Raw genomic sequence first — 20,392 nt, 5'->3', positions numbered from 1 at the left:
TCAAGCCCCGGACCGGTTTCGGTAGCCTTGCAGGCTGCCCAGCGCATGGGCAGCATTCATCGCCTGGCGGACCAGACCTGGTTTTCCGCTGAGCGCCAGCTTCAATGTTCGACCGCTGTGCTTCAGGAACTGGGTAACCATGAAGGGNGGCATCCCGAGTAGCGTTGTAGGGTAATCAGGTAGGACATACTGGCCATTCCGCACGCCAGCCAGATAATGAAGCCTCAGGAAGTAACTGGCTTTCAGTTTCCAGGGATCCACGCTGTGCGTGACGGCCATATCAGATCGATAGCGGATTCTTGTGCCTAGATCGAGAAGCGTGCGAAGCATCATGGCATCTTCGCCGCCACCGATTCCTTCACCTTTACGGTTGTAACGCAAATCGAAACGCAGGTCAGAATGGTCGCGAAAGAGCTGCATTGCATAAGCTGTATTGCCGCTCCAGATGGGTGTTGAGGTGTCGCTAAGCCATAGTGGCGCCTGGCCGTGATCAAGCCGGCCAAGAAAACCAGCCACGTCATCATCCAGCCAGGCCGGCCGGCCATATGGGCTGAAATCGATTTCGATGCGGCCACCTACGCATTGCGCCCCTTCGTTCACGATGGCGTCGAAGGCTGCATTCAGGAAATCAGGCTGTGGAATCTCATCATCATCGATGAATGCCAGTATGTCGCTCGAGATCGCTTCAGCCAACGCACGATTGCGCGCGGGCACGATGCCAGGTGCCGTTTCGGTCACAAAGCGTAGGGGAGTGCCGGGTTGTCGTTGCAGATGCGCCAATACTTCTAGCGTATTGTCAGGGCTATTGTTGTTGATCGCCAGAATTTCGAAAGGAACGGGGCAAGTCTGAGTACGCATCGCCGCAACGAGTTTTTCCAGGCGGTCCGCACGGTTATAGGTGCAAAAAGCGAAGGTAAGCACAGGCATGACGACGGTTCAGATGGAATTACGCGTGCTGCGCCGGGTATCGATCATCCGGATCAGCGATTCGAATACCGATGCAGGCAAGAAACTGGCCAGGATGTATTTGGCATCACGTGCTTTCCATTCTGTCTTGCGGGACGCACGACGGAACAGGCGCCGCGCGGAGTCGGTATCGCGCCGCCAATGGCAGCGATACGCCTCGGGTAGCAGCGAGCCGTACACCCGGTCATCACGTTCAGCCCGGCTGAGATGGGCGATCTGGGCGGGATGCCGGCGGACGAAGTCCTCGCGCACGGCGATGGCATCGAAGACCTGGCGCCAGCGTGGGATATGCGCATCGCCGCGCGGATAGCGGCGATAGAATGCCAGTACCTCGGGAACGCGCACCACCGTGGGCTGGAGGGCGAGCATGCGCAGCCACATGTCGTAGTCCATGGCGGTGGGTAGACGTTCCGAAAATCCGCGCAAGGTGTCGATAAGTTGACGCCGCACTAGGACGCCATTGATCGGCCACGGGCAGGATTGCAGGAACAGGGCGGCGGCATCCGATTGGACATAGTCGGGCGGGATGTAGGGATGGGTGCTGGCAGCGGCCTCCCCNACATTTTGCCAGCCGCAATACGCCACATCGGAAAGGGTTTCCGTCATCGCGGCGTGCAGCCGGTTGAGCGCGTCGGGGTGCCAGTAATCGTCCGCGTCCAGAAAAGCGACGAAATTGCCATGCGCATGGGACAGGCCGTGATTGCGTGCCGCATAGGGGCCGCTGTTGGTCTGGTGCAGCACGGTGATGCGGTCGGGATTGCCGGCCGCCAGACGTTCGACGATCCGCATGGATGCATCGTTCGACCCGTCGTCCACGACGATGAGTTCGACATTCCGGTAGCTTTGCTGCAGCACGCACTCGATCGCTTCTTCCACGTAGGGTGCGGCGTTGTAGCAGGGCATGACAACGGAGATCAGCGTGGGGTCGAAGTTGTCCATACGGTTGTATTTAGGTATTCCGGTCTCGCAACCCGATCAGCCTCCGATGCCAGGATTCGGGCAGCCAGGCGGGCAACATGTACTTCCAGTCGGTGAGTGTGCCATAGCCTTGTTTCATGACCGTACGAAAAATTTGCCGGGCGGCGGGTAGGTCGCGCTGCCAGTAGCAGGCATAGCCGCGCTGCAGCAACTCACCCACGGTCAGCGCGCGCCTGTCAGGGCGGCTGAGTGCGGCGCGGAAAGCGGGGTGGGCGGCCAGATAGTGGCACTGTGCCTGCCAGTGCTGCAGTGCGGCACTGGCATGGTCAGCCGAGGCTTGGCCGTTGCCGTGGAAATGGTAGAAGGCCAGTACTTCAGGTACGCGGACGATGGGCGCACACGTTGCTACTTGCAGCCATAGCGCGTAGTCCTCGGCATTTTTCAGGGTGGGATCGAAACCGTCTGCGGCCAGCACGGCCTCGCGCCGGACCAGCGCGGCATGGATCGGCCAACGGCAGCCGGCAAACAGGGTTTTCGCCTTGTCCGGGGTTTCATAATCGGGCGGCACGAACGGTTCGCCGCGTCCGCCGGGCAGTCCGAGGTTCTGCCAGCCGCAATACGCCAATACCGCATCAGGACGATGTTGCAATGCGGCCTGCATCTTTTCCAGGAAGCGCTCGGCCCAGGTGTCGTCCGCGTCCAGAAACGCCACATACTGGCCGCGCGCCGCCGCCAGGCCGGTGTTGCGTGCTGCGCTGACGCCCTGGTTGGGCTGGGCGAGCGGACGGATCCGGGGNTCTGTCTGCGCCTGCAGCCACGCCAGGGTGGCGTCACTGGATCCGTCGTCGACCGCGAGCAGTTCCCAGTCGGGGAACGTCTGGGCCAGCACGCTGCCGACGCTGGTCGGCAAATGGGCCGCGGCGTTGTAGCAGGGCATGATAATGGAGATGGCGGGTGTCATCGGCCAACTCAGGCATTTCGAAATCGTCGCAGGGCATAGCGGGCGATGTCTCTCCATCGCACGTCGTGGCTCCCGAAATAAAGTTTTCGTGCGAAGCTGCTCGTGGTGTCCGTATTGAATACGGTCAGCCGTCGCAATTGGTAAGGNGTGTTGTCGCGTAATGCCCAGCCAGTGCGGGTGGTGCAGGCCGCGCTGTAGCCAGCCTGTTGCACTGCCTCGGCGCAGCGTGTGTCCCAATCGCCATAGGGATAGGCAAAACTGTCGACAGGGCTGCCAAGGAGATCTTCTAGAGTGGCCTTGGAATGGGCTAACTCNCGCATCAAATTCATGTCGTCGAGTTCTGTCATGCGCGTGTGGCTGACTGTATGGGAACCAACTTCCATGCCATTTGCCAGCATCTCGCGAAGTTCGTCAGCGTTCAGTAGCCGGCCTGCGGGACGGCCATCCTCAGGCCAGGGTGGTGACTGGCCGATCGAGCCGGACACGATGAACCATGTGGCACGCATGCCGCGTTTCTGCAGCTCTTCGCAGGCAGCAAGATTGTCAACATAGCCATCGTCGAATGTGATTACAGCCGTGCGTCCCTGCCATTTCTTCGCCGGCGCTGCGATCAGTTCGTTCATGGTTGGCGTGGCATAGCCTTCTGTGGCCAGGAAATTGAGCTGGTCGCAAAATTGTCGCATGGACACGGCCCAAGGCCAGGCTGGCGTGTCTTTGCCTGATGCGATGGCGTGATACATGAGCATGATGGGACCATGCTTGCCAGCGTTGTGGTGGAGGTAACGGGTAATGGGATCGATCATAGGTGAGCTACTGGTCGCGTGTGCAACTGAGAGGCTTAAGACCGGCCTGGATTGTCAAGTGCGTTTTTAATAACTTCTAGATAGGCATGGCCATAACGAAGATCAGGTTCCAGATGGTTACCTTCAGCCCATTCATTCCACGATTTCACGAATATGATCTGTTGGTCTTCCGGCAACCGTTTGGCATTGCGCAGGCAGGCATCGAAGTGTTTCTGAAATAATGCTGGTGTTGAGTCCTGCATGACCAGTCCATTGAGCCCTGAACGAGGTGTGTTGTCCCAATTGGGAATGGCACACGGGAACTCGACATGGTTTGGTTGTTCATTCCGGGTGAGGGTGGGGTAGATATCCGCATACTTGTGAATCGTCAGCTGGAAGTTGTGACGAAGCTGGCTGAGTTTGAGCAATGGGTATTTCCACGGCACATTGGGCTTTTGGGTGGGANNATTTTGCAGAATTGCGGCATCAAAATGATCTTGCTGTGGTGTCCATTTGTCATTGTGGTTTACGCCAACAAAATAAAAGCCGGGTAATCCAGCCGCTTGCGCCCACTCTGTCCATAGCCTGACAAATGCTTTGGCATCGGGTAGTTCTGAGGGACGGTACACCACGAATAGTGGTTTTCCTTGAACCCGGATATAGCGTGAATCGGAAAAAGCGGGCAGCAAGGCTTCAAAATGCGCGCGGTAGTCGGCTTCGCCAGGGTAAGTCTGCTCGACCAGAATTTTATTGGGTGTCCCATGCCAAATGCCGGTCCAAGTCTGGTTTGCCCAGCATAAGCAGAATGGAAGATCGGGCTGGCTGGAGGAGAGGACTTCATTGAAAGGGCGCTCCAGAATTCGTTTTCCACCAAACCAGTAGTGGTAATAACAGAACCCTGTGATGCCATATTCCTTTGCCAATTTTGCTTGCGCTTCACGGCTCTCGGCACAACGCAAGTCATAAAAACCAAGATCAGCCGGAACATGCGGTTGATAGTGTCCTTGGAACAGGGGCGTGGCTTTGGCGGTATTGGTCCACTCAGTAAAACCTTTTCCCCACCACAAATCGTTTTCTGGAATGGGGTGGAATTGAGGTAGATAAAAAGCGATTGCTGAAATTTTCTGATTCATTATTTTTGTTCCCTGCCAAAGCCAAGCGATTACGTACGACGCCAATCATTTTCTTGCTTTCGGCACGCATGGCCTCAAAGGGAGAGAATAGGCCGCCAAGCACAATTATTCCGGCTGCTGCCGTCCCAAAGAAAGCAAGTGTTAGAAAGTCTCCGTGTATGACATTGCCGGCCAGTTTCTCGAGCATAGCTAGCGAAATGAGCAAAATGATTGCATGAACAGCGGCGGGAATGACTGCGTGTGCTATGTCTACAAACCGGATCCGGATTGCTTGGCATGCAACAAAAGTAATGTAAATCATGCCTACGAATTGTGAGAAAACAACTACCCACGCTGCACCCTTGAGACCATAAGGAATGGCGATGAGCATGCCTAGTATCAGGATAACCAGATTGACAAGCTGGATAACCAGTTCTTTTCCTAGCAAATTTATGGCTGCCAGCAATGCGCCTGCAGGGTGGCCTATCGACATGAAGAACCCCGCAAATATAAGTATGGATAATGGTTCTGCAGAGCCAAGCCAGTTTGCGCCATAAAAGAACCGAATTGCTTCAGGCGCTAACCAGTACAGCAAAACGTATATAGGGTATGTGTAAATGCACCCTAGCCGAATACTCTGTAAATACAGGTAGCGTATGCGGTCTGGATTGTCGGCAGATTGTGCAATGGCCCGAAAAACCGGTTCATATGCGGATCCACTGATCATTGTGAATGGCATGTAAGCCAGGCTTAATGCTTTGTTGAATAGACCGACCAGAGTTGCATTGCCCGACCGAGACAAAATGAAAATCGTTACCTGGCTCTGGAGGTAGCTGACTACATTATTTGAAGTGGCCAGTAAGCCATAGCGCATCAATTCGCCTGCACGCGCAAAATCGAAGCAAATGCCCGGGCGCCAGCGCGCATACCAGGAAAATTGCAGCGCTCCTGAAATCGAACCGAAAAGTCCAGCCAGGATCAGGCTCCAGGGACCATAACCTAGATAAGCCAGACTCAGAGCGATGCTGTTGTAGACCGCTAAATTGGTCAACTGGACTGCAGTCTTGGCCTTGAAGCGCATTTCCCGGTGCAGCATGTTGCTGGGCACATTGAAAAATGGGCGCACGAGGAAGGATAACGCGGCCACGCGCAGCAGATCGGCATACACCGGGTTCGCGTACCAGCGTCCGAACCAGGGGGCGATGACGAAGAAGAAGCTGACGATCGCCAGCCCGATGAGGAATTGCAGCGTGAACAGCAGATCGTAGTCACGCTTGCCGGCTTCCTTGGCGCGTACGATGGCTTGTCCCATGCCGCCGCCAGCAACGAACCCGGCCAGGCTGGTGAATATCTGGATGGTCGCCACCATGCCGAATTCGGCCGGCACCAGGAGGCGCGCGAGTATCAGTCCCAGCGCGAAGTTGACGACCTGGCTGCCGGTGTTGCCAATGAAGACCCACTTGGCGCCATGGCGGATGGAATGACCAAGGCTCATTTTTTTGAATACTAGGGTGTTAGATGGGGGCATGGGGATTTTGAAAAGCAAGCTCTATGCCTGGGTCCGGTTCGTTCGGTTGCGTATTATTGCCTGATCCCGGCCTCGCCTGGAGCCCAGTCTTGATGCCGCAATCAATGCGAGGGGNATGGCCAGCCATTTGCAGCTGACCAGTTTGAGTTTCCAGCGCGGCAGATTTTTCTTCGAGAAGACATGCAGACGCCCCAATGGGTAGTAAGTCATGCCCAGTCGTTCGGCCAGGCGTTTCAGCCCCTGGCGGNNGAAAGCGATGTGCTGGCCGGTGTCGAATGCGTAATAACCCCAGTGACCAGGCAGGGGTGGGTCATTGTCAGCGAAAACTTCGGTCGTGAAGATGAATGTGTCGGACTGGTGGTCGGCCAGGGTACGTTGTATGAAATCGAGCGGATTGGTCGTGTGCTCCAGGACTTCGATGGCGCTGACGGCCAGACAGCCGCCTAGCGAGGGATCGTACTCGAAGCCTCTCGCATAGAGGTTGTTCGCATAGGGGTCAGACCAGTAGTAGTCGAATCCCAGGTCGCGCATCAGGCGAGTCAGCAGGCCGTATCCACCCGCCACGTCAACGTACTTTCCCCGTCCGCGATCGCCCAGGACCAGGAAATCGATTGCAGCGAGCTTTAACGCATTAAAGATGTTCCGGGCAGCAATATCCGTGTCTTCCTGCACGATGGCATCCGAATAGGCTTCTTCCATCCAGGTGGGATCGCTGACGAACAGGTGGTCGCACGCTGCACAGTAGTGATAGGGAACCATGTATTTGTGGAGAATCTCCGCAGTGAACATGATCCTGGTTTCTGCGCTGCAAAGATGGCATTTCATCTGGGATGACTGGGCTGCTTGCCTGGATAGGCAGTCATTGTGACCACAACTCCTATATCCATGTGTGGAATCGCGTCAGTTTCTGCCCAGAAGTTTCTTGGCAAACGGGCGTAAACGATAGAGCTTCAGTGCGTGTTCGGTTTGAAACAGCCACATTTTTCGTTTGATGATCGTTGTCAGATCCTTCCGCCCCATTGCATCGAGGGGAGCCAGCAGTTCGAGATAAAGTTCCATCTCGGCAGGCGTCCTGATGGGGTTGCTCTCATCATTTCGGCGCTTACATCATTGAACGGAAATGCCTTGGTCGTGGCGAGTTGTCCGCAGGCCATGAACGCGAGCATGGTTCGGACGCATTTCAGGCAGCGGCCGCAATTCAGATACCCCTGCGGGATGGCGCCGGCATCCCAGCACACTCTGAGCGCATCCAATACGCCAGGTTGAGTCGATAGGAAACGGACTTTTTCCAGACGGCTGAACTGCTCCATGTCACCGGTGAGGATTTCAAGGAAGTCGGCGCCGAAATAACTGTTCAGCCAGGGATGCGAACCATGGGGATGCGGGATGTATTCCACCGAGTAGTCCGGGGCGATGATACATCGGTAAATGCGTGAACTCGCAGCGTGGGCGATGGAGGCCAGAAGGGAAGCATGTTGCCAGCTGCCGTAAAGCCGCCAGCTCGGGGCCAGATTCCGCAAATTGACTTTTATTGCTCTGTTGATTTCAAGTGGGTTGTTCTGCAGAGGGTTAATGGCGTGGAAATCGAGACGGCCGGCGATCAGGAAGATGACGGTTTTGATTGTGTCGATGCGGGTGAAGCCACGGGCACGCCGCTTGGCGGCCTGGAACAAGCCGTTGATCGCCTCCGAAATCCATTGGTCTGCCGTGTCTGAGCCCAGGCCACGATTCCTTCCAGATGGGATCGGATCATCCGGGCAACCTCCTTCATCGGCTCGACCTTGGAGCGCATGACGCAAGTGCACCAGTGTTCCAGCATGGCGCGCACGACGTTGATTTGTTTGCGATCAAGGATTTCGCGCGGTTGGGACCCAGGCGCGCGCCGTGCGCTTGACAGTCATCCTGGCAATCAGTGCGTCAAGATCGGCAGCAGCCTCGGGCTTGAGCCGGGAGGCATCCTTGAGCAGCGTCCAGCGCATGCCCTTGAGGACTTGTCGGTGCGCTGCTCGATGCGGCGCATCTTGTCCACCGCCGTGCTGGCGTGGCCGATGACGTGGAACTTGTCGAAGGTGATGCGGGCATTGGGCAGATGCTGGCTGACTCCGGCGATGAAGGCTGGCGACATGTCGATGCTCGCCGAGGCGATGTTCCCGGCCGGGCAGCCATGGTCGCCCAGATACTCGGCCAGTTGCGCAATGGTCTGGGCGTCGCGCCCTTCCGTGACGAACAGCACGCGCCTGGCCTCGGCGTCTGCGGCCAGGGTGACATAACTGTGGCCTCGGGCGCGCGAGGTCTCGTCAATGGCCAGCGCCGTGACACCGGAGTGATCCGCCAGGCCGCAGGCCATCTCCACGTACTTCTGGCACACCGCCAGCCCGGTGGGACGATTCGCCCACGATGCGCGCCACGGCGGCAAACGGCATCTGGCGCGCCAGCATCAGGATGAAGGCTTCGAACAGCAGCGTGAAGCCATTCAGCCGCCCGGCAAAGTCAGGCTCGACCAGTCGCACCGAACCATTGGGCAGCTTCACTCGCGTGCGCACCTGCAGATGGCACTCATGCTGGAAGAAGTTCAGGTGCCGGTAGGTCTTGGTCACGGTGTCGTGCACCGGATGCACGCCTTCATGGCCCGAGACCTGAAGCGGCTGCCAGCCTTGAAGTCAATCAGCACGGTCAAGGTCTGGCCGACTCGTCGAAGTCGACCGACGCCACCGTCCACGGCGGGGCAATTCCAAGGGCAGTTTCAAACAGCTTGGCAGTCATGAATTCACTCATCCAGGTTGGTCAATATGACGTCAGCTTACCCACTCGGATTTCAAGAGGCACTTTTATTGTCACCAGTTCGACCTCAAGCTCCTGGCAGAGGGTGGAGAGCGTCTGAATGCCAAGGCTCCAGACATCGAGCCGATTGGGCTTGTTCGGATCGCCCACATCCAGGCCGTGGACGAAGAATGCGACGCTTACCCGCCTGGGGTCGCCCTTCTGATACTGGCTGGCGTTCCAGTACAGGGCAGACAATGAGTCTACGCCGCCGGACAGAAACAATGCTGTGGTCGATCGCGGAATATCCGGCAGCGCGCGGCGCTGCTGGCGCCACGATATCGACTGGACGCAGCGGGCTTTATGCCAACTCGTTAACAGCCGCATGGCTATGGTGAGTCTGGTACGGAGTTGCGGATCTACGGTCCCTTCAATTGCGAGCGTATTTTCACCGTTCCACATGGCGGCTATGGCGGTTCCCACCATGAATGCATTGGGTTCGGGGCGAATCCAGTCAGCTTGTTCCGAGGGTACGGAAAAGAAAATGGTTTCCTGCCGGGGGCGGGTCTCAAATGCCACCTCGGCCTGCACGCGGTATTGGCCATCTTCATGTTTTGCCTGGATATCCCGGATAAGCATCACCCCTCCTGATTTTGTAATGATGGTCTGGTTGGTTTGTGGTAATTGATATGCTGGTTTGTTGGCTTTTAATCGGCGGGGTCGCACGTTGCGATCGCAAGGTTTTGCGAAGCCAGTGCTTTTACTCTNGGCAGGTGGCTGAGTATCCGTGCGCGATTGTCATGCCTATGCATGAATGCGTCGTTGATTTTCCTCAAGAATGCGTCGCTGAGACATTGTATCGGGGTAATGGTGTGTTCGAGCGACAGATCGAAGTGCTGGTACAGGCCTTCGAATTTGTCCTGGTAGGTAATCGACAGCGTAGGGGTTCCACTACCCAATGAGGCGATGACCAAATGCATGCGGCCCGTGATGGCGAGGTCAAGCTGGCCTGTGAGCCGCTTGATTTTGTCGGGGTGGTTGATCGATGTATAGCGTACGTGTGTGAAGCCCTTCCGTTGCAGGATGCTGTCGAGTGCCTTCAGCATGATGACGTCGCCTGATTGCAACTTGAGATCATGTGGCAGCAGCAGGAAGGCAAGTTTGTTCTGTACGCCCGCACACCTGAGCTGTTCGGCGATGTGATCGATCAGTTTGTCCATGCCCACTTGGGCAATGGCGGGCGCCAAGGCGTGGGCATTCAGGTTGACGCCCACGGGTGTGCGGCCTTCACGGCGCATGGCGGCGATCCAGGCTTCAGTTTCGGGCTCGGACTCCGTGGCGGGAGGCATCAGGAAGGCGCTGTCGGCGCATAGCTTGGCAGGTATGCCGACAATCCGGGCGAAGCGGTCAAGAGACGGCTGGTCGCGGATATTGATGGTTACCTTGGGGTGCAATCTCGACAGGGCGTGGACCGCCGGAGCCCGTGGGTTGCTGTTGAAACTGAAACCCAGCATCGTGGCAGGAATGCCGAGTGCTACGCTGTGGTTGCAGTAGGCGACGATGCGTTGTACCAGGGCTGCACCGTATTTGCCGTCCAGGATATCGGCGCCCATGACAAACAAGGCATGGTGCTGGCGTATCAATTCGTCGAACGCGCGCGTTCCGGTTTTNCCGGACCATGCGGGTACGACCGGCGTCTCGCCAATACCGGGTACGACAATGGTGTGGCGGCGTTCACCGATAATGGTAAATATCGAGTCCGGATTTTGCGCCCGAAGCGATTGCATCAAGGCGCTGAACATGGCCAGGTCGCCCAGGGAGCTGGAAGGGTCGGTGACGTCGCCCGCGATGATGGCGAAACGCGTGGGCGTTTTCGGCAGGATGGGCCTGGATGCCGAGGCCCGTAACCGATGCAGAGGGAGCACGGCCTGCAGAAGATTACGGGCAATGATGGCCTGATCGATGAGGGATTGCCTGCGTATCATCTATCCAGGGTCATCTTAGAAGTGGCGCGCAAAGTTGCGTGACTTGTTCGATAAAGTGGGGGCGTGTGTAGCGTGCGGTGACCGTGTTCCAGCCTGCTTCTGCGTTGCGTCTCCGGCCATCGCTATCATCCAGCCAGGCGATGCATTGCTCGGCAAAGTGTCTGTCGTCCCGGGCAACCCCAAGNCCTGCGCTCCCNAGGTCCTCCTTGAAGGCCTCGGCGCTGTGGGGCGTTGTGATGCATGCCCGGCCATAAGCGAGCGATTCCAGAATCTTGATGTTGGTGCCGCCGCCCGAGTAAATGGGAGCGATGGTGAATGCAGCATTGCGGTACGCCTCGCCCAGATCGTCAACGAAACCGGGGGCAGAAACGTCGGGATGCTGTTCCCATGCTTGTCGCACGGCGGGCGGTGCGGCCCCCACCAACAGCAGTTCTGCCTCCGGATGGGCGGACTTGATGGCCGGCCAGCTGCGGGCCAGGAAACGGTCGATGCCCTCGCGATTGGGTGCATACCAGAGCGAGCCGACGAACAGCAGAACAGGGCTGTTCGTCTGTGGAAATGGTTGGGTGGGTGGTGCGTATGGGATGTTGGGCAGCAGTACCGATTTGAGTTCGCGATGCTGTGCCTGATCGCGTCGATTGACAAAGAAATATGCGTCAAAGCGTTTGAGCTGTCGTTTTGCCAGCCACGCAGCATATCGCGATTTGAATTGTGCGGCCAGTGCCAGTGCACCGGGTCCGTAATGGTAGCCCCAGTCGTCCAGGTCAACCACGCTGTGTACGCCGGGTGGGACGACCAGCTTGGCGAGTGGATTGAGATAGCGGCTGACGATCAGCCTATAGCGCTCGAGGTCAACCCCNGCTGCCTTGAGTGCCAGATTCAGGGCGCTGTCCGGTTTGAATTTTCCGATGCCGAACGGACGCTGGTGCCAGCGTCCATGTGCCAGGATCCCTGGTTTGGGCGGTATATCCAGTCGGCTGGGGTCGGCGGTAGGCTCCAGCAACACCACATCCACCTCCCCNAGCGTCCGCAGGGCTTCGTACAGCAAAGCAGTGCGCTGTTGTGCGCCCGACTGGGGATTGAACGGGGACGCCGGTGAAACCAGCAGAATACGGTCAGGCATGGACATTAGATCAAACGATGGATGACCATGAATGGGATTTCATCTGCCTTGGCGATATGGCGACACAAAAACAAAGCCGTGGCTTGGCATGGGTATGCGCTCCGACTATGAAAAGGCGGCAATCAGCGGCGGCAGAGAGTGAGTGGCTATTCATGGATCATCATCAATTAATGGATTGTGGGCTCAGCAAGCAATGTGCCATACGCGTTAGTTCAAGGAAAATGCCGGCTTTGGTTACAATCGAACAACTCTTTTGTCTTTTTCAGTTTCATGCAAACCCTCCAAGTCGATCTCGGCGACCGCTCCTACCCTATCCACATTGGCTCGGGTCTGTTGGGCCGACCTGAGCTGATTCTGCCGCACTTGCCGCAAAAACGTGTGATGGTGGTCACCAACACCGTTGTGGCACCGTTGTATCTGGCGCAGTTGAGGGCAACCCTGGAGGCCGGCGGCGTAACGGTGGCGCAGGTGGTGCTGCCGGACGGCGAGGCCTACAAGAACTGGGAAACGCTGAACCTGATTTTCGATGCGTTGCTGACCCAGCGTGCCGAGCGCAAGACCACGCTGATCGCGCTGGGTGGCGGCGTGATCGGCGACATGACCGGATTCGCTGCGGCGAGCTATCAGCGCGGCGTGCCCTTCATCCAGATTCCCACCACGCTGCTGTCGCAGGTCGATTCGTCGGTGGGCGGCAAGACCGGGATCAACCATCCGCTCGGCAAGAACATGATCGGCGCGTTCTACCAGCCGAAAGTGGTGCTCGCCGACACCGATACCCTGAAGACGTTGCCTGCACGCGAATTGTCGGCAGGACTCGCCGAGGTGATCAAGTACGGCCTGATCTGGGATGTCGACTTTCTTGCCTGGCTGGAAACCAACATGGACAATCTGCGCGCACTCGATGCGATGGCGATTGCCCATGCGATCTACCGTTCGTGCGAGATCAAGGCGCAGGTGGTGGGGCAGGACGAGCGCGAAGGCGGTATCCGTGCGATCCTCAACCTGGGCCATACCTTCGGTCACGCGATCGAAACCGGCATGGGCTACGGTAACTGGTTGCACGGCGAGGCCGTGGGTGCCGGCATGGTGATGGCGGCGGAAACCTCGCGGCGGCTGGGCTGGCTGTCGGAAGCGGAGGTTGCGCGCACGCGCGCGCTGATCCGTGCAGCCGGACTGCCGGACGTTGCGCCCGATCTGGGGATGGACCGGTATCTCGAATACATGGGCCACGACAAGAAGGTGGAGGGCGGCAAGATGCGTTTCGTGCTGCTGAAGAAACTGGGCGAGGCCGTGATTACCGCGGACGTGCCGACCGACGTGCTGACCGCCGTGCTGACCGCGCNNCGCACTGAAGGAGGCTTGATGGAACCGTCGTTCGCACCCTACGCAGCGCATTCCAGTCAATCCCGCGGCCGGCTGCATCCCGAGGCGCCCGCTGCGCCGCGCTCCGAGTTCCAGCGCGATCGCGACCGCATCATCCATTCCACCGCATTCCGGCGGCTGGAATACAAAACCCAGGTGTTCGTGAACCACGAAGGCGACCTGTTCCGCACCCGGTTGACCCACAGCATCGAGGTGGCGCAGATCGGCCGCACCATCGCCCGCTTGCTGCATCTCAACGAAGATCTGGTGGAGGCGGTGGCGCTGGCGCACGACCTTGGCCACACGCCGTTCGGTCATGCCGGCCAGGATGCGCTGAATGCCTGCATGCGCGAGCACGGCGGGTTCGAACACAACCTGCAGTCGCTGCGCGTGGTCGACCTGCTGGAAGAGCGCTATGCCGAATTCGAGGGTTTGAACCTTACCTTCGAGGCGCGTGAGGGCATCCTCAAGCATTGCTCGCTCGCCAATGCCGAGAAGCTCGGCGCAGTGGGCGAGCGCTTCCTGAACAAACAGCAGCCTTCGCTCGAGGCGCAGATTGCCAACCTGGCCGACGAAATCGCCTACAACAACCACGACGTCGACGACGGCCTGCGCTCTGGACTGATCACACTGGAGCAGTTGAGCGAAGTCCAGATCTTTGCCCGCCACCTGGCGGAGGTGCGTGCGAAATATCCGACCTTGCAGGGGCGTCGCGTGGTGACCGAAACCGTTCGCCGTATCATCAATACGCTGATTCTCGACCTGGTGGATACCACGCGCAGGAACGTCGAGAACAGCGGCGTGCAGACCCTGGCCGAGGTACGTACCGCACCGCCGCTGGCAGCGTTCAGCCCCGCACTACTCGACGAGCACCGCGAGCTCAAACGCTTCCTGCTGCGCCACCTGTACCGCCATTACAAGGTGGCCCGCATGAGCGCCAAGGCGGGACGCATCATCAGCGATCTCTACACGGCCTTTACCGGCGATGCCCGCCTGCTGCCGCCGGAGCACCAGATGCGCGAATCGCTCGAGGGTGCGCGCGCCGTGGCCGACTACATCGCGGGGATGACCGACCGCTATGCCATGCGCGAACACCGGCGGATTTTCGCGGTGGAAGAGATCTACGGCTGACGCCGATTCGTTCAACAGCGCTTTAGCGCGAGGCTTGCGTGTCACCCGGCGGCAACGTGCGCGCCGCCACCCAGCACGTCACCTCGCGCGCACCAGCCTGTTTCAGTGTCGCGGCCAGTTCGTCGAGACTGGTTCCAGTCGTCATCACGTCGTCGACCAGCGCGATATGCTGCCCTCGTACGTCTCCGGAACAGGCAAATGCGCCGCGCAGATTACGGCGTCGTGCATCGTGCTTCAGTCCCGTCTGCGGTGGCGTGTCGCGGATGCGCCGGCAACTGCTGAGATCGAGCGGGAGTCCTTGCCGGGCCGCCACGTCACGGGCGATTTCGGTGGCGTGGTTGAAGCCGCGCTCACGGATGCGTGCTGCATGCAGCGGCATGGCAATCAGGCGATCCGGCACTGGTGCGGCTTCCGTGGCCCGGGCCAGCCACTCGCCCAGCGCCGGTGCGATGGCGAGCTGGCCTTGGTATTTCAGGCGCGGAATCAATCGGTCGAGCGGAAAGACATAGCGCAGTGCCGCAATGGTACGGTCGAACGCAGGGGGNCGTTTGAGGCAGGCGCCGCAGGTCTGTCCCTGGGGCGTGGGCGTGGCGCACTGCGGACACTGTGGCTGCGCGTGCCAGGGCAGATCGGTCAGGCAGGCCGGGCATACATGCCCAGTGCGCGTCGCGTCGCCGCACAGTAGACAGGTTCGTGGGATGAGTTGATTAAAAATTGATCGGATGTTCAATTTTGTCGTCTATGAAATTTGACAGAGGCTGCGTGCGCCCTGAAAATCGCGGTCATGAAAGCCAAACGCGTCATTCCAGCTTCATCTTCCCGCTTCGCCGCGCAGCTGTTCAATCTCATCACCGTCGTGGTGTTGCTGATTTCGCTGACGGCATTGCTCCTGGGTAAGCTGCTTGCCGGCCAGAAAATCGGTTTCCTGCCGTTCGTGCTGTCCCTGCCACCGATCATGATCTGGCTGGGCGCGTCGATTTTCGTCTATGCCAGTATCGCGCACCACCCGAATCCGCGCACGGCGCATTACAACAAATGGGCAGGTTACCGCTATTACGGCGTGATGGGCAGTCTGGTGGTGTTCGGCCAACCGCTCTACGACCTGTTGGGCGGCTGGCAGGGGCTGATGCTGGTGTTGGGATTCGCGGTGGTGGTGATCGTGCCGTGGGCGTTGTTTGATATTTACCGGGCCGCGCGCGAGTCGTGGCAGGACATGACCATCGAGGTAGCCATCAATGAATGACATGACTCAACCGCCTGCGCGCCTATCCATGGCCGCCATCGAGGCGCTGTTCGCCTTGCCGTTTGCCGACCTGATGTATCAGGCGCAAACGGTGCATCGTGAGAACTTCGACCCCAATCGCGTGCAGTTGTCGACGCTGCTGTCGATCAAGACCGGCGGCTGTTCCGAGGACTGCGGCTATTGCCCGCAGTCGGCACGTTACGACGCCGGCGTGGAAAACCAGGGCCTGCTCGAACTCGACGACGTGCTGGCCGCCGCGAAAGCCGCCAAGGCCGCCGGCGCCTCGCGCTTCTGCATGGGCGCTGCCTGGCGCGGCCCCAAGCAGCGCGACCTCGAGCCCGTGCTCGACATGGTGCGAGAAGTGAAGGCGCTGGGGCTGGAGACCTGCGCCACGCTGGGCATGCTGAAGGACGGCCAGGCCGAGCAGCTGAAGGAAGCAGGCCTCGATTACTACAACCACAACCTCGACACCGCGCCCGAGTTCTACGGTGAGATCATCACCACGCGCGAATATCAGGATCGCCTCGACACCCTCGAGCGCGTGCGTCATGCCGACCTGCACGTGTGCTGCGGCGGCATCGTCGGCATGGGTGAATCGCGCACCCAGCGCGCCGGTCTGATCGCACAGTTGGCCTCGCTCGATCCGCAGCCCGAATCGGTGCCGATCAACCTGTTGGTCCAGGTCGAGGGCACGCCGCTGGCCGGCACCGAAGCGCTCGATCCGCTGGAGTTTGTCCGTACCATCGCGGTGGCGCGCATCTGCATGCCGAAGAGCTTCGTGCGCCTATCGGCCGGGCGTCAGCAGATGAGCGACGCGGTGCAGGCGCTGTGTTTCCTCGCCGGCGCCAACTCGATTTTCTACGGCGAGAAACTGCTCACCACCGGCAACCCCGAATGGGAACGCGACCAGCGCCTGTTCGATTCGCTGGGCCTGCAGCCGTTGTGAGTTTTGCTGCGCTGACCCGCCTGCAGCAGGGGCTGGCGGCGCTGAGGACCGATCATCTCGAACGGCGGCGCCTGCTGCTCGACGGCGCACAAGGCGCCCATGTCACGATCAATGGCCAGCGCGTCATTTCCTTCTGCAGTAACGATTATCTCGGCCTTGCCGCTGATCCGGCTTTGATTCGAGCCGCGCATGCCGCGCTCGACCAATGCGGTGTTGGCGCGGGTGCCGCCCATCTCATCACCGGCCACCACCGTTTTCATCACGACTTCGAGTCGGCTTTTTCCAGTTACATCGGCAAACCGGCGGCCCTGCTGTTTTCCACCGGCTATATGGCGAACCTCGCGGTGATCACCGCGCTGGTCGGCCGCCATGGCGAGATCTTCGCCGACAAGCTCAACCATGCCTCGCTGGTCGACGCAGCGCAGCTGTCCGGTGCGCGTTTCAGCCGCTACCGTCACAACAATCTCGCTCAACTTGAATCGCAACTCGCAGACAGTACGGTCCAGGACAAGCTCATTGTTTCCGACCTGGTCTTCAGCATGGACGGCGATTTGGTGCCGGTCGACGCCCTGCTCGAGCTGGCCGAACGCTACGACGCCTGGCTGTATCTCGACGACGCGCATGGCTTCGGCGTGCTCAACGGCGGTCGCGGCGGCTTGACCGAACGCGCGCGCTCGAGCGACCGCGTGATCTATCTGGCCACGCTGGGCAAGGCCGCGGGCGTGTCGGGTGCCGTGGTGGCCGCGCACGCCAGTGTGATCGATTGGCTGATCCAGAAGGCGCGTCCCTACATCTACACGACGGCTTCGCCACCGCACCTGGCGGCATGCCTGTTGGAGAGCCTGCGCCAGATCGAAGCAGGCACAGCGCGGCGCGAACGGCTGAGGGCGCATGTCGTGCAACTGCGCCAAGGTCTGGCTGATTTGAAACGGGGCGCTCTGATGCCTTCGGACACGCCGATCCAGCCGCTGGTGATCGGCGCGAATGCCGATGCGGTACAACTGTCGAAAGACTTGCTGCAACGTGGGCTGATGGTGCCCGCCATCCGTACGCCGACGGTTCCCGCCGACACGGCGCGCCTGCGCATTACCCTGTCAGCGGCACATAGCGCAGACGATATCGCGCAACTGGTCGAGGCCCTGCATGCGCTCGACTAAGCCCATACTGGTGCTGGTGCACGGCTGGGGCATGAATGCGCGCGTGTTCGACGTGCTTGCGCAATTGCTGGCTGATGATTTCGACGTGCATGCACTCGATTTGCCGGGACATGGTGGGCGCAACAGTCAGCCGAACAACTCGTTGCAGAGTTGGGCAGACGATCTGACGAAACAGGTTCCGGAAGGCAGCACCGTGCTGGGCTGGTCATTGGGCGGGCAGGTGGTGATGCGCGCTGCGCTCGATCATCCGGGCAAGTTGAGACGCCTGATCCTGCTGGCCTCGACACCGCGTTTCGTCGCAGATGAAAGCTGGTCACATGGGGTGCCCGCAACCGACCTGGAGGATTTCGGCGCAGCGCTGCTGGCTGACCCGCAGGCCACGCTACTGCGCTTTCTCAGCTTGCAGACACGTGGTGTGCCCGATCAAAAATCATTGTTGCAGCAGCTGCGCCAGCACTTTCTGGCCCTGCCGCAGGCGCGCGCCGAGGCCTTGTCGGGTGGATTGACGATTCTGCGTGAAACAGACTTGCGTCAGCAGTTGACGCGTCTGACGCAGCCGACGTTGGTGCTGCATGGCGCACTCGATGCATTGACGCCGGCGGCGGCAGGGCGCTGGCTGGCGGAAACCCTCCCGAACGCACGGTATGTCGAACTGGCTAGGGCTGCGCATGCGCCGCATCTGTCGCACAGTGCAGACGTGGCTGCCGCAATCGGACGCTTTGCCCATGACTGAAGCCGAGCTGGATTTTGCCGAAGTGCGGCGTGCGTTCGATCATGCCGCCACCAGCTACGATGCGCACGCGGTATTGCAGCGCGAAGTATGCGATCGCCTACTGGAACGTCTCGATTTCATGTCGCTGCAACCAGGTCGCGTGCTCGATGTCGGCACGGGTACCGGCTATGGTCTGGCGCATCTGCGTGCGCGCTATGCGGCGTCCGAACTCTGCGCGCTCGACATCGCGCCGGCCATGCTGGCGGCAGNNCGCGCGCGCCTGCCGCAGCCGACGTGGGCGCGGCGTGTGCTGCATCGCCTGGCGCCTTCGCCTGCGGAGACGAATCATCTGGTGTGCGCCGACATGGAGCGGCTTCCGCTTTCGCCCAACAGTATGGATCTCGTCTGGTCCAGCCTGGCCATACAGTGGGCGCACGATCTTGAAGCCACGTTCAAGGGGTTTCATCAGGTGCTGGCTCCAGGCGGCCTGCTGATCTTCGCAACATTCGGTCCCGATACGCTGAAGGAACTGCGCGAGACTTTTACGGCCATCGACGATGCCCCGCACGTGAACCGCTTCATCGATCTGCACGACATCGGCGACATGCTCATCCACGCCGGATTCTCGAGCCCGGTGATGGAAATGGAGATGCTGACGCTGACCTATACCGACCTCAAATCATTGATGCAGGATCTCAAGGGAATCGGCGCGCACAATGCGGCCTTGGCCCGCCGCCGCGGCCTGTTGGGCAAGACGGCGTGGTCGCGGCTTGAGCAGGCCTATGAAATGCAACGCCGTGACGGACGGCTGCCGGCGACCTTCGAAGTGATCTATGGCCATGCCTGGGCAGGTGACAAGATCCGGCGCGAAGACGGACGGCAGGTGATCCAGTTCAACATCGGCGAGCGTCGCCGCAAACTGGGGCTGGCATGAGCGCGCGTGGATTGTTCGTCACCGGCACCGATACCGGTGTCGGCAAGACGCGCGTGGCGGTGGCGCTGATTCATGCGCTGCGCGCGCGCGGGCTAGGGGTGGCAGTAATGAAGCCGGTGTCGGCCGGCGCTGCGCCGGGCGAATTGAATGAGGACGTGGTAGCGCTCATGCAGGCGGCCAACGTCGATGCGGATGTACACGATGTGAATCCCTACGCCTTTGCCGAAGCCATCGCGCCGCATATTGCCGCGGAATCGCTCGGTGTGCGGATTGAACTGGACGTCATTGCTGAAGCGTATGCGCGCCTCGCCGCCATCGCCGATATCGTGGTGGTCGAGGGCGCAGGGGGATGGCGGGTCCCGCTTAACGAGCATGAGGATATGGCGGACCTCGCTCTGCGTCTGGGCCTGCCCGTCGCGCTGGTGGTGGGACTGCGACTGGGTTGTCTGAATCATGCATTGCTGACGGCCGAATCGATCACTCTGCGACGTGTCCCGTGGGCAGGGTGGGTGGGCAACCACATCGAGCCGGCGATGCCGCAGGCAGCGGAAAACCTGGCGGCCTTGCGTACGCGCCTGCCCGGTCCGTGTCTGGGCGTTCAGGGATTTTTTGAGGGGGAAGGTTTGGCGTTGAACATGCCGCAATGGCTGACGCTGCCTGATTGGTTAGTATCTTAGAATAGTCTGTAATAACGATATTTTATAAACAAATCAATAAGTTAATTCGAGCGCACCGCTTGTTCTGGCGAGCGGCGTCGTGTTACTGTCTGCGA

General features: G+C 59.6%; 20 protein-coding genes and 2 pseudogenes. 8 read left to right on the top strand and 14 right to left on the bottom strand.

Annotated features, from left to right (window positions below; translation table 11 throughout):
• The 13 genes and pseudogenes from HZY77_RS09480 to HZY77_RS09420 all read right to left on the bottom strand — a co-directional run bounded on the left by HZY77_RS09480 (nt 1) and on the right by HZY77_RS09420 (nt 12,135).
• Complete coding sequence (locus HZY77_RS09480) at nt 1-927, bottom strand: glycosyltransferase (RefSeq protein WP_296814068.1); 927 nt, start codon at nt 925-927, stop codon at nt 1-3.
• 9 nt (nt 928-936) lie between these two features.
• Nucleotides 937-1,905 (bottom strand): glycosyltransferase, encoded by a 969-nt coding sequence (locus tag HZY77_RS09475; protein ID WP_296814067.1) that lies wholly within the window; start codon nt 1,903-1,905, stop codon nt 937-939.
• 10 nt (nt 1,906-1,915) lie between these two features.
• Entirely contained in the window at nt 1,916-2,845 is a 930-nt protein-coding gene (locus tag HZY77_RS09470; RefSeq protein ID WP_296814065.1) for a glycosyltransferase, read from the bottom strand.
• Nucleotides 2,846-2,853: 8 nt separating this feature from the next.
• A complete protein-coding gene (locus HZY77_RS09465) occupies nt 2,854-3,648 on the bottom strand; it encodes a polysaccharide deacetylase family protein (RefSeq protein ID WP_296814063.1) in 795 nt (264 codons plus the stop codon).
• Between the two features lie 35 nt (nt 3,649-3,683).
• Nucleotides 3,684-4,760 (bottom strand): glycoside hydrolase family 99-like domain-containing protein, encoded by a 1,077-nt coding sequence (locus HZY77_RS09460; RefSeq protein WP_296814062.1) that lies wholly within the window; start codon nt 4,758-4,760, stop codon nt 3,684-3,686.
• A complete protein-coding gene (locus HZY77_RS09455) occupies nt 4,669-6,285 on the bottom strand; it encodes a lipopolysaccharide biosynthesis protein (protein ID WP_296814060.1) in 1,617 nt (538 codons plus the stop codon). The genes HZY77_RS09460 and HZY77_RS09455 overlap by 92 nt, the downstream gene beginning before the upstream one ends.
• A gap of 3 nt (nt 6,286-6,288) precedes the next feature.
• Nucleotides 6,289-7,056 carry a class I SAM-dependent methyltransferase gene (locus HZY77_RS09450; RefSeq protein WP_296814059.1) on the bottom strand — a complete coding sequence of 256 codons (768 nt, stop codon included), beginning with the start codon at nt 7,054-7,056 and terminating at the stop codon, nt 6,289-6,291.
• A gap of 212 nt (nt 7,057-7,268) precedes the next feature.
• Nucleotides 7,269-7,940 (bottom strand): hypothetical protein, encoded by a 672-nt coding sequence (locus tag HZY77_RS09445; RefSeq protein ID WP_296814058.1) that lies wholly within the window; start codon nt 7,938-7,940, stop codon nt 7,269-7,271.
• Nucleotides 7,868-8,614: pseudogene (locus HZY77_RS09440) on the bottom strand (transposase). Before HZY77_RS09440 ends, HZY77_RS09445 begins: the two are co-directional and overlap by 73 nt.
• Entirely contained in the window at nt 8,565-8,876 is a 312-nt protein-coding gene (locus HZY77_RS09435; protein WP_296814056.1) for a helix-turn-helix domain-containing protein, read from the bottom strand. The pseudogene HZY77_RS09440 and the gene HZY77_RS09435 overlap by 50 nt, the downstream one beginning before the upstream one ends.
• Before the next feature lie 175 nt (nt 8,877-9,051).
• Nucleotides 9,052-9,666, bottom strand: coding sequence for a hypothetical protein (locus HZY77_RS09430; RefSeq protein WP_296814054.1), 615 nt, complete (start codon nt 9,664-9,666; stop codon nt 9,052-9,054).
• Nucleotides 9,667-9,734: 68 nt separating this feature from the next.
• Nucleotides 9,735-11,012 (bottom strand): polysaccharide pyruvyl transferase family protein, encoded by a 1,278-nt coding sequence (locus tag HZY77_RS09425; RefSeq protein WP_296814052.1) that lies wholly within the window; start codon nt 11,010-11,012, stop codon nt 9,735-9,737.
• 10 nt (nt 11,013-11,022) lie between these two features.
• Nucleotides 11,023-12,135, bottom strand: a complete 1,113-nt coding sequence (locus HZY77_RS09420) for a glycosyltransferase family 4 protein (protein ID WP_296814050.1) — start codon at nt 12,133-12,135, stop codon at nt 11,023-11,025.
• A 270-nt stretch (nt 12,136-12,405) separates the two neighbouring features.
• Between HZY77_RS09420 and aroB the strand changes: the two are divergent.
• Together aroB and HZY77_RS09410 are read left to right on the top strand one after the other, a co-directional pair.
• Nucleotides 12,406-13,440: pseudogene (gene aroB / locus HZY77_RS09415) on the top strand (3-dehydroquinate synthase); the annotation flags it as partial.
• Between the two features lie 57 nt (nt 13,441-13,497).
• Nucleotides 13,498-14,628, top strand: coding sequence for a deoxyguanosinetriphosphate triphosphohydrolase (locus HZY77_RS09410; protein ID WP_296820876.1), 1,131 nt, complete (start codon nt 13,498-13,500; stop codon nt 14,626-14,628).
• A 22-nt stretch (nt 14,629-14,650) separates the two neighbouring features.
• On the opposite strand, the gene HZY77_RS09405 is transcribed toward HZY77_RS09410, so the two are convergent.
• A complete protein-coding gene (locus tag HZY77_RS09405; RefSeq protein ID WP_296814049.1) occupies nt 14,651-15,358 on the bottom strand; it encodes a ComF family protein in 708 nt (235 codons plus the stop codon).
• A gap of 54 nt (nt 15,359-15,412) precedes the next feature.
• Here HZY77_RS09405 and HZY77_RS09400 point away from each other — a divergent pair, with 54 nt between their 5' ends.
• The 6 genes from HZY77_RS09400 to bioD all read left to right on the top strand — a co-directional run bounded on the left by HZY77_RS09400 (nt 15,413) and on the right by bioD (nt 20,297).
• A complete protein-coding gene (locus tag HZY77_RS09400) occupies nt 15,413-15,871 on the top strand; it encodes a hypothetical protein (RefSeq protein WP_296635601.1) in 459 nt (152 codons plus the stop codon).
• Nucleotides 15,864-16,817 carry a biotin synthase BioB gene (gene bioB / locus HZY77_RS09395; RefSeq protein WP_296814047.1) on the top strand — a complete coding sequence of 318 codons (954 nt, stop codon included), beginning with the start codon at nt 15,864-15,866 and terminating at the stop codon, nt 16,815-16,817. The genes HZY77_RS09400 and bioB overlap by 8 nt, the downstream gene beginning before the upstream one ends.
• Entirely contained in the window at nt 16,814-17,974 is a 1,161-nt protein-coding gene (bioF, locus tag HZY77_RS09390) for an 8-amino-7-oxononanoate synthase (protein WP_296814044.1), read from the top strand. The genes bioB and bioF overlap by 4 nt, the downstream gene beginning before the upstream one ends.
• Nucleotides 17,961-18,707: a pimeloyl-ACP methyl ester esterase BioH gene (gene bioH / locus HZY77_RS09385; protein ID WP_296814042.1), complete on the top strand. Its 747-nt coding sequence runs from the start codon at nt 17,961-17,963 to the stop codon at nt 18,705-18,707. Before bioF ends, bioH begins: the two co-directional genes overlap by 14 nt.
• Nucleotides 18,700-19,620: a malonyl-ACP O-methyltransferase BioC gene (gene bioC / locus HZY77_RS09380; protein ID WP_296814040.1), complete on the top strand. Its 921-nt coding sequence runs from the start codon at nt 18,700-18,702 to the stop codon at nt 19,618-19,620. Before bioH ends, bioC begins: the two co-directional genes overlap by 8 nt.
• On the top strand, nt 19,617-20,297 hold the full coding sequence (bioD, locus tag HZY77_RS09375; protein ID WP_296814038.1) for a dethiobiotin synthase: 681 nt from the start codon (nt 19,617-19,619) through the stop codon (nt 20,295-20,297). Before bioC ends, bioD begins: the two co-directional genes overlap by 4 nt.
• The last annotated feature ends 95 nt before the right edge of the window (nt 20,298-20,392 follow it).

The sequence above is a fragment of the Thiobacillus sp. genome (genome assembly GCF_013693775.1).
GTDB lineage: Bacteria > Pseudomonadota > Gammaproteobacteria > Burkholderiales > Thiobacillaceae > Thiobacillus.
The sequence above is the reverse complement of the archived record's forward strand: the minus strand, read 5'-3'. Positions and strand labels throughout refer to the sequence as shown.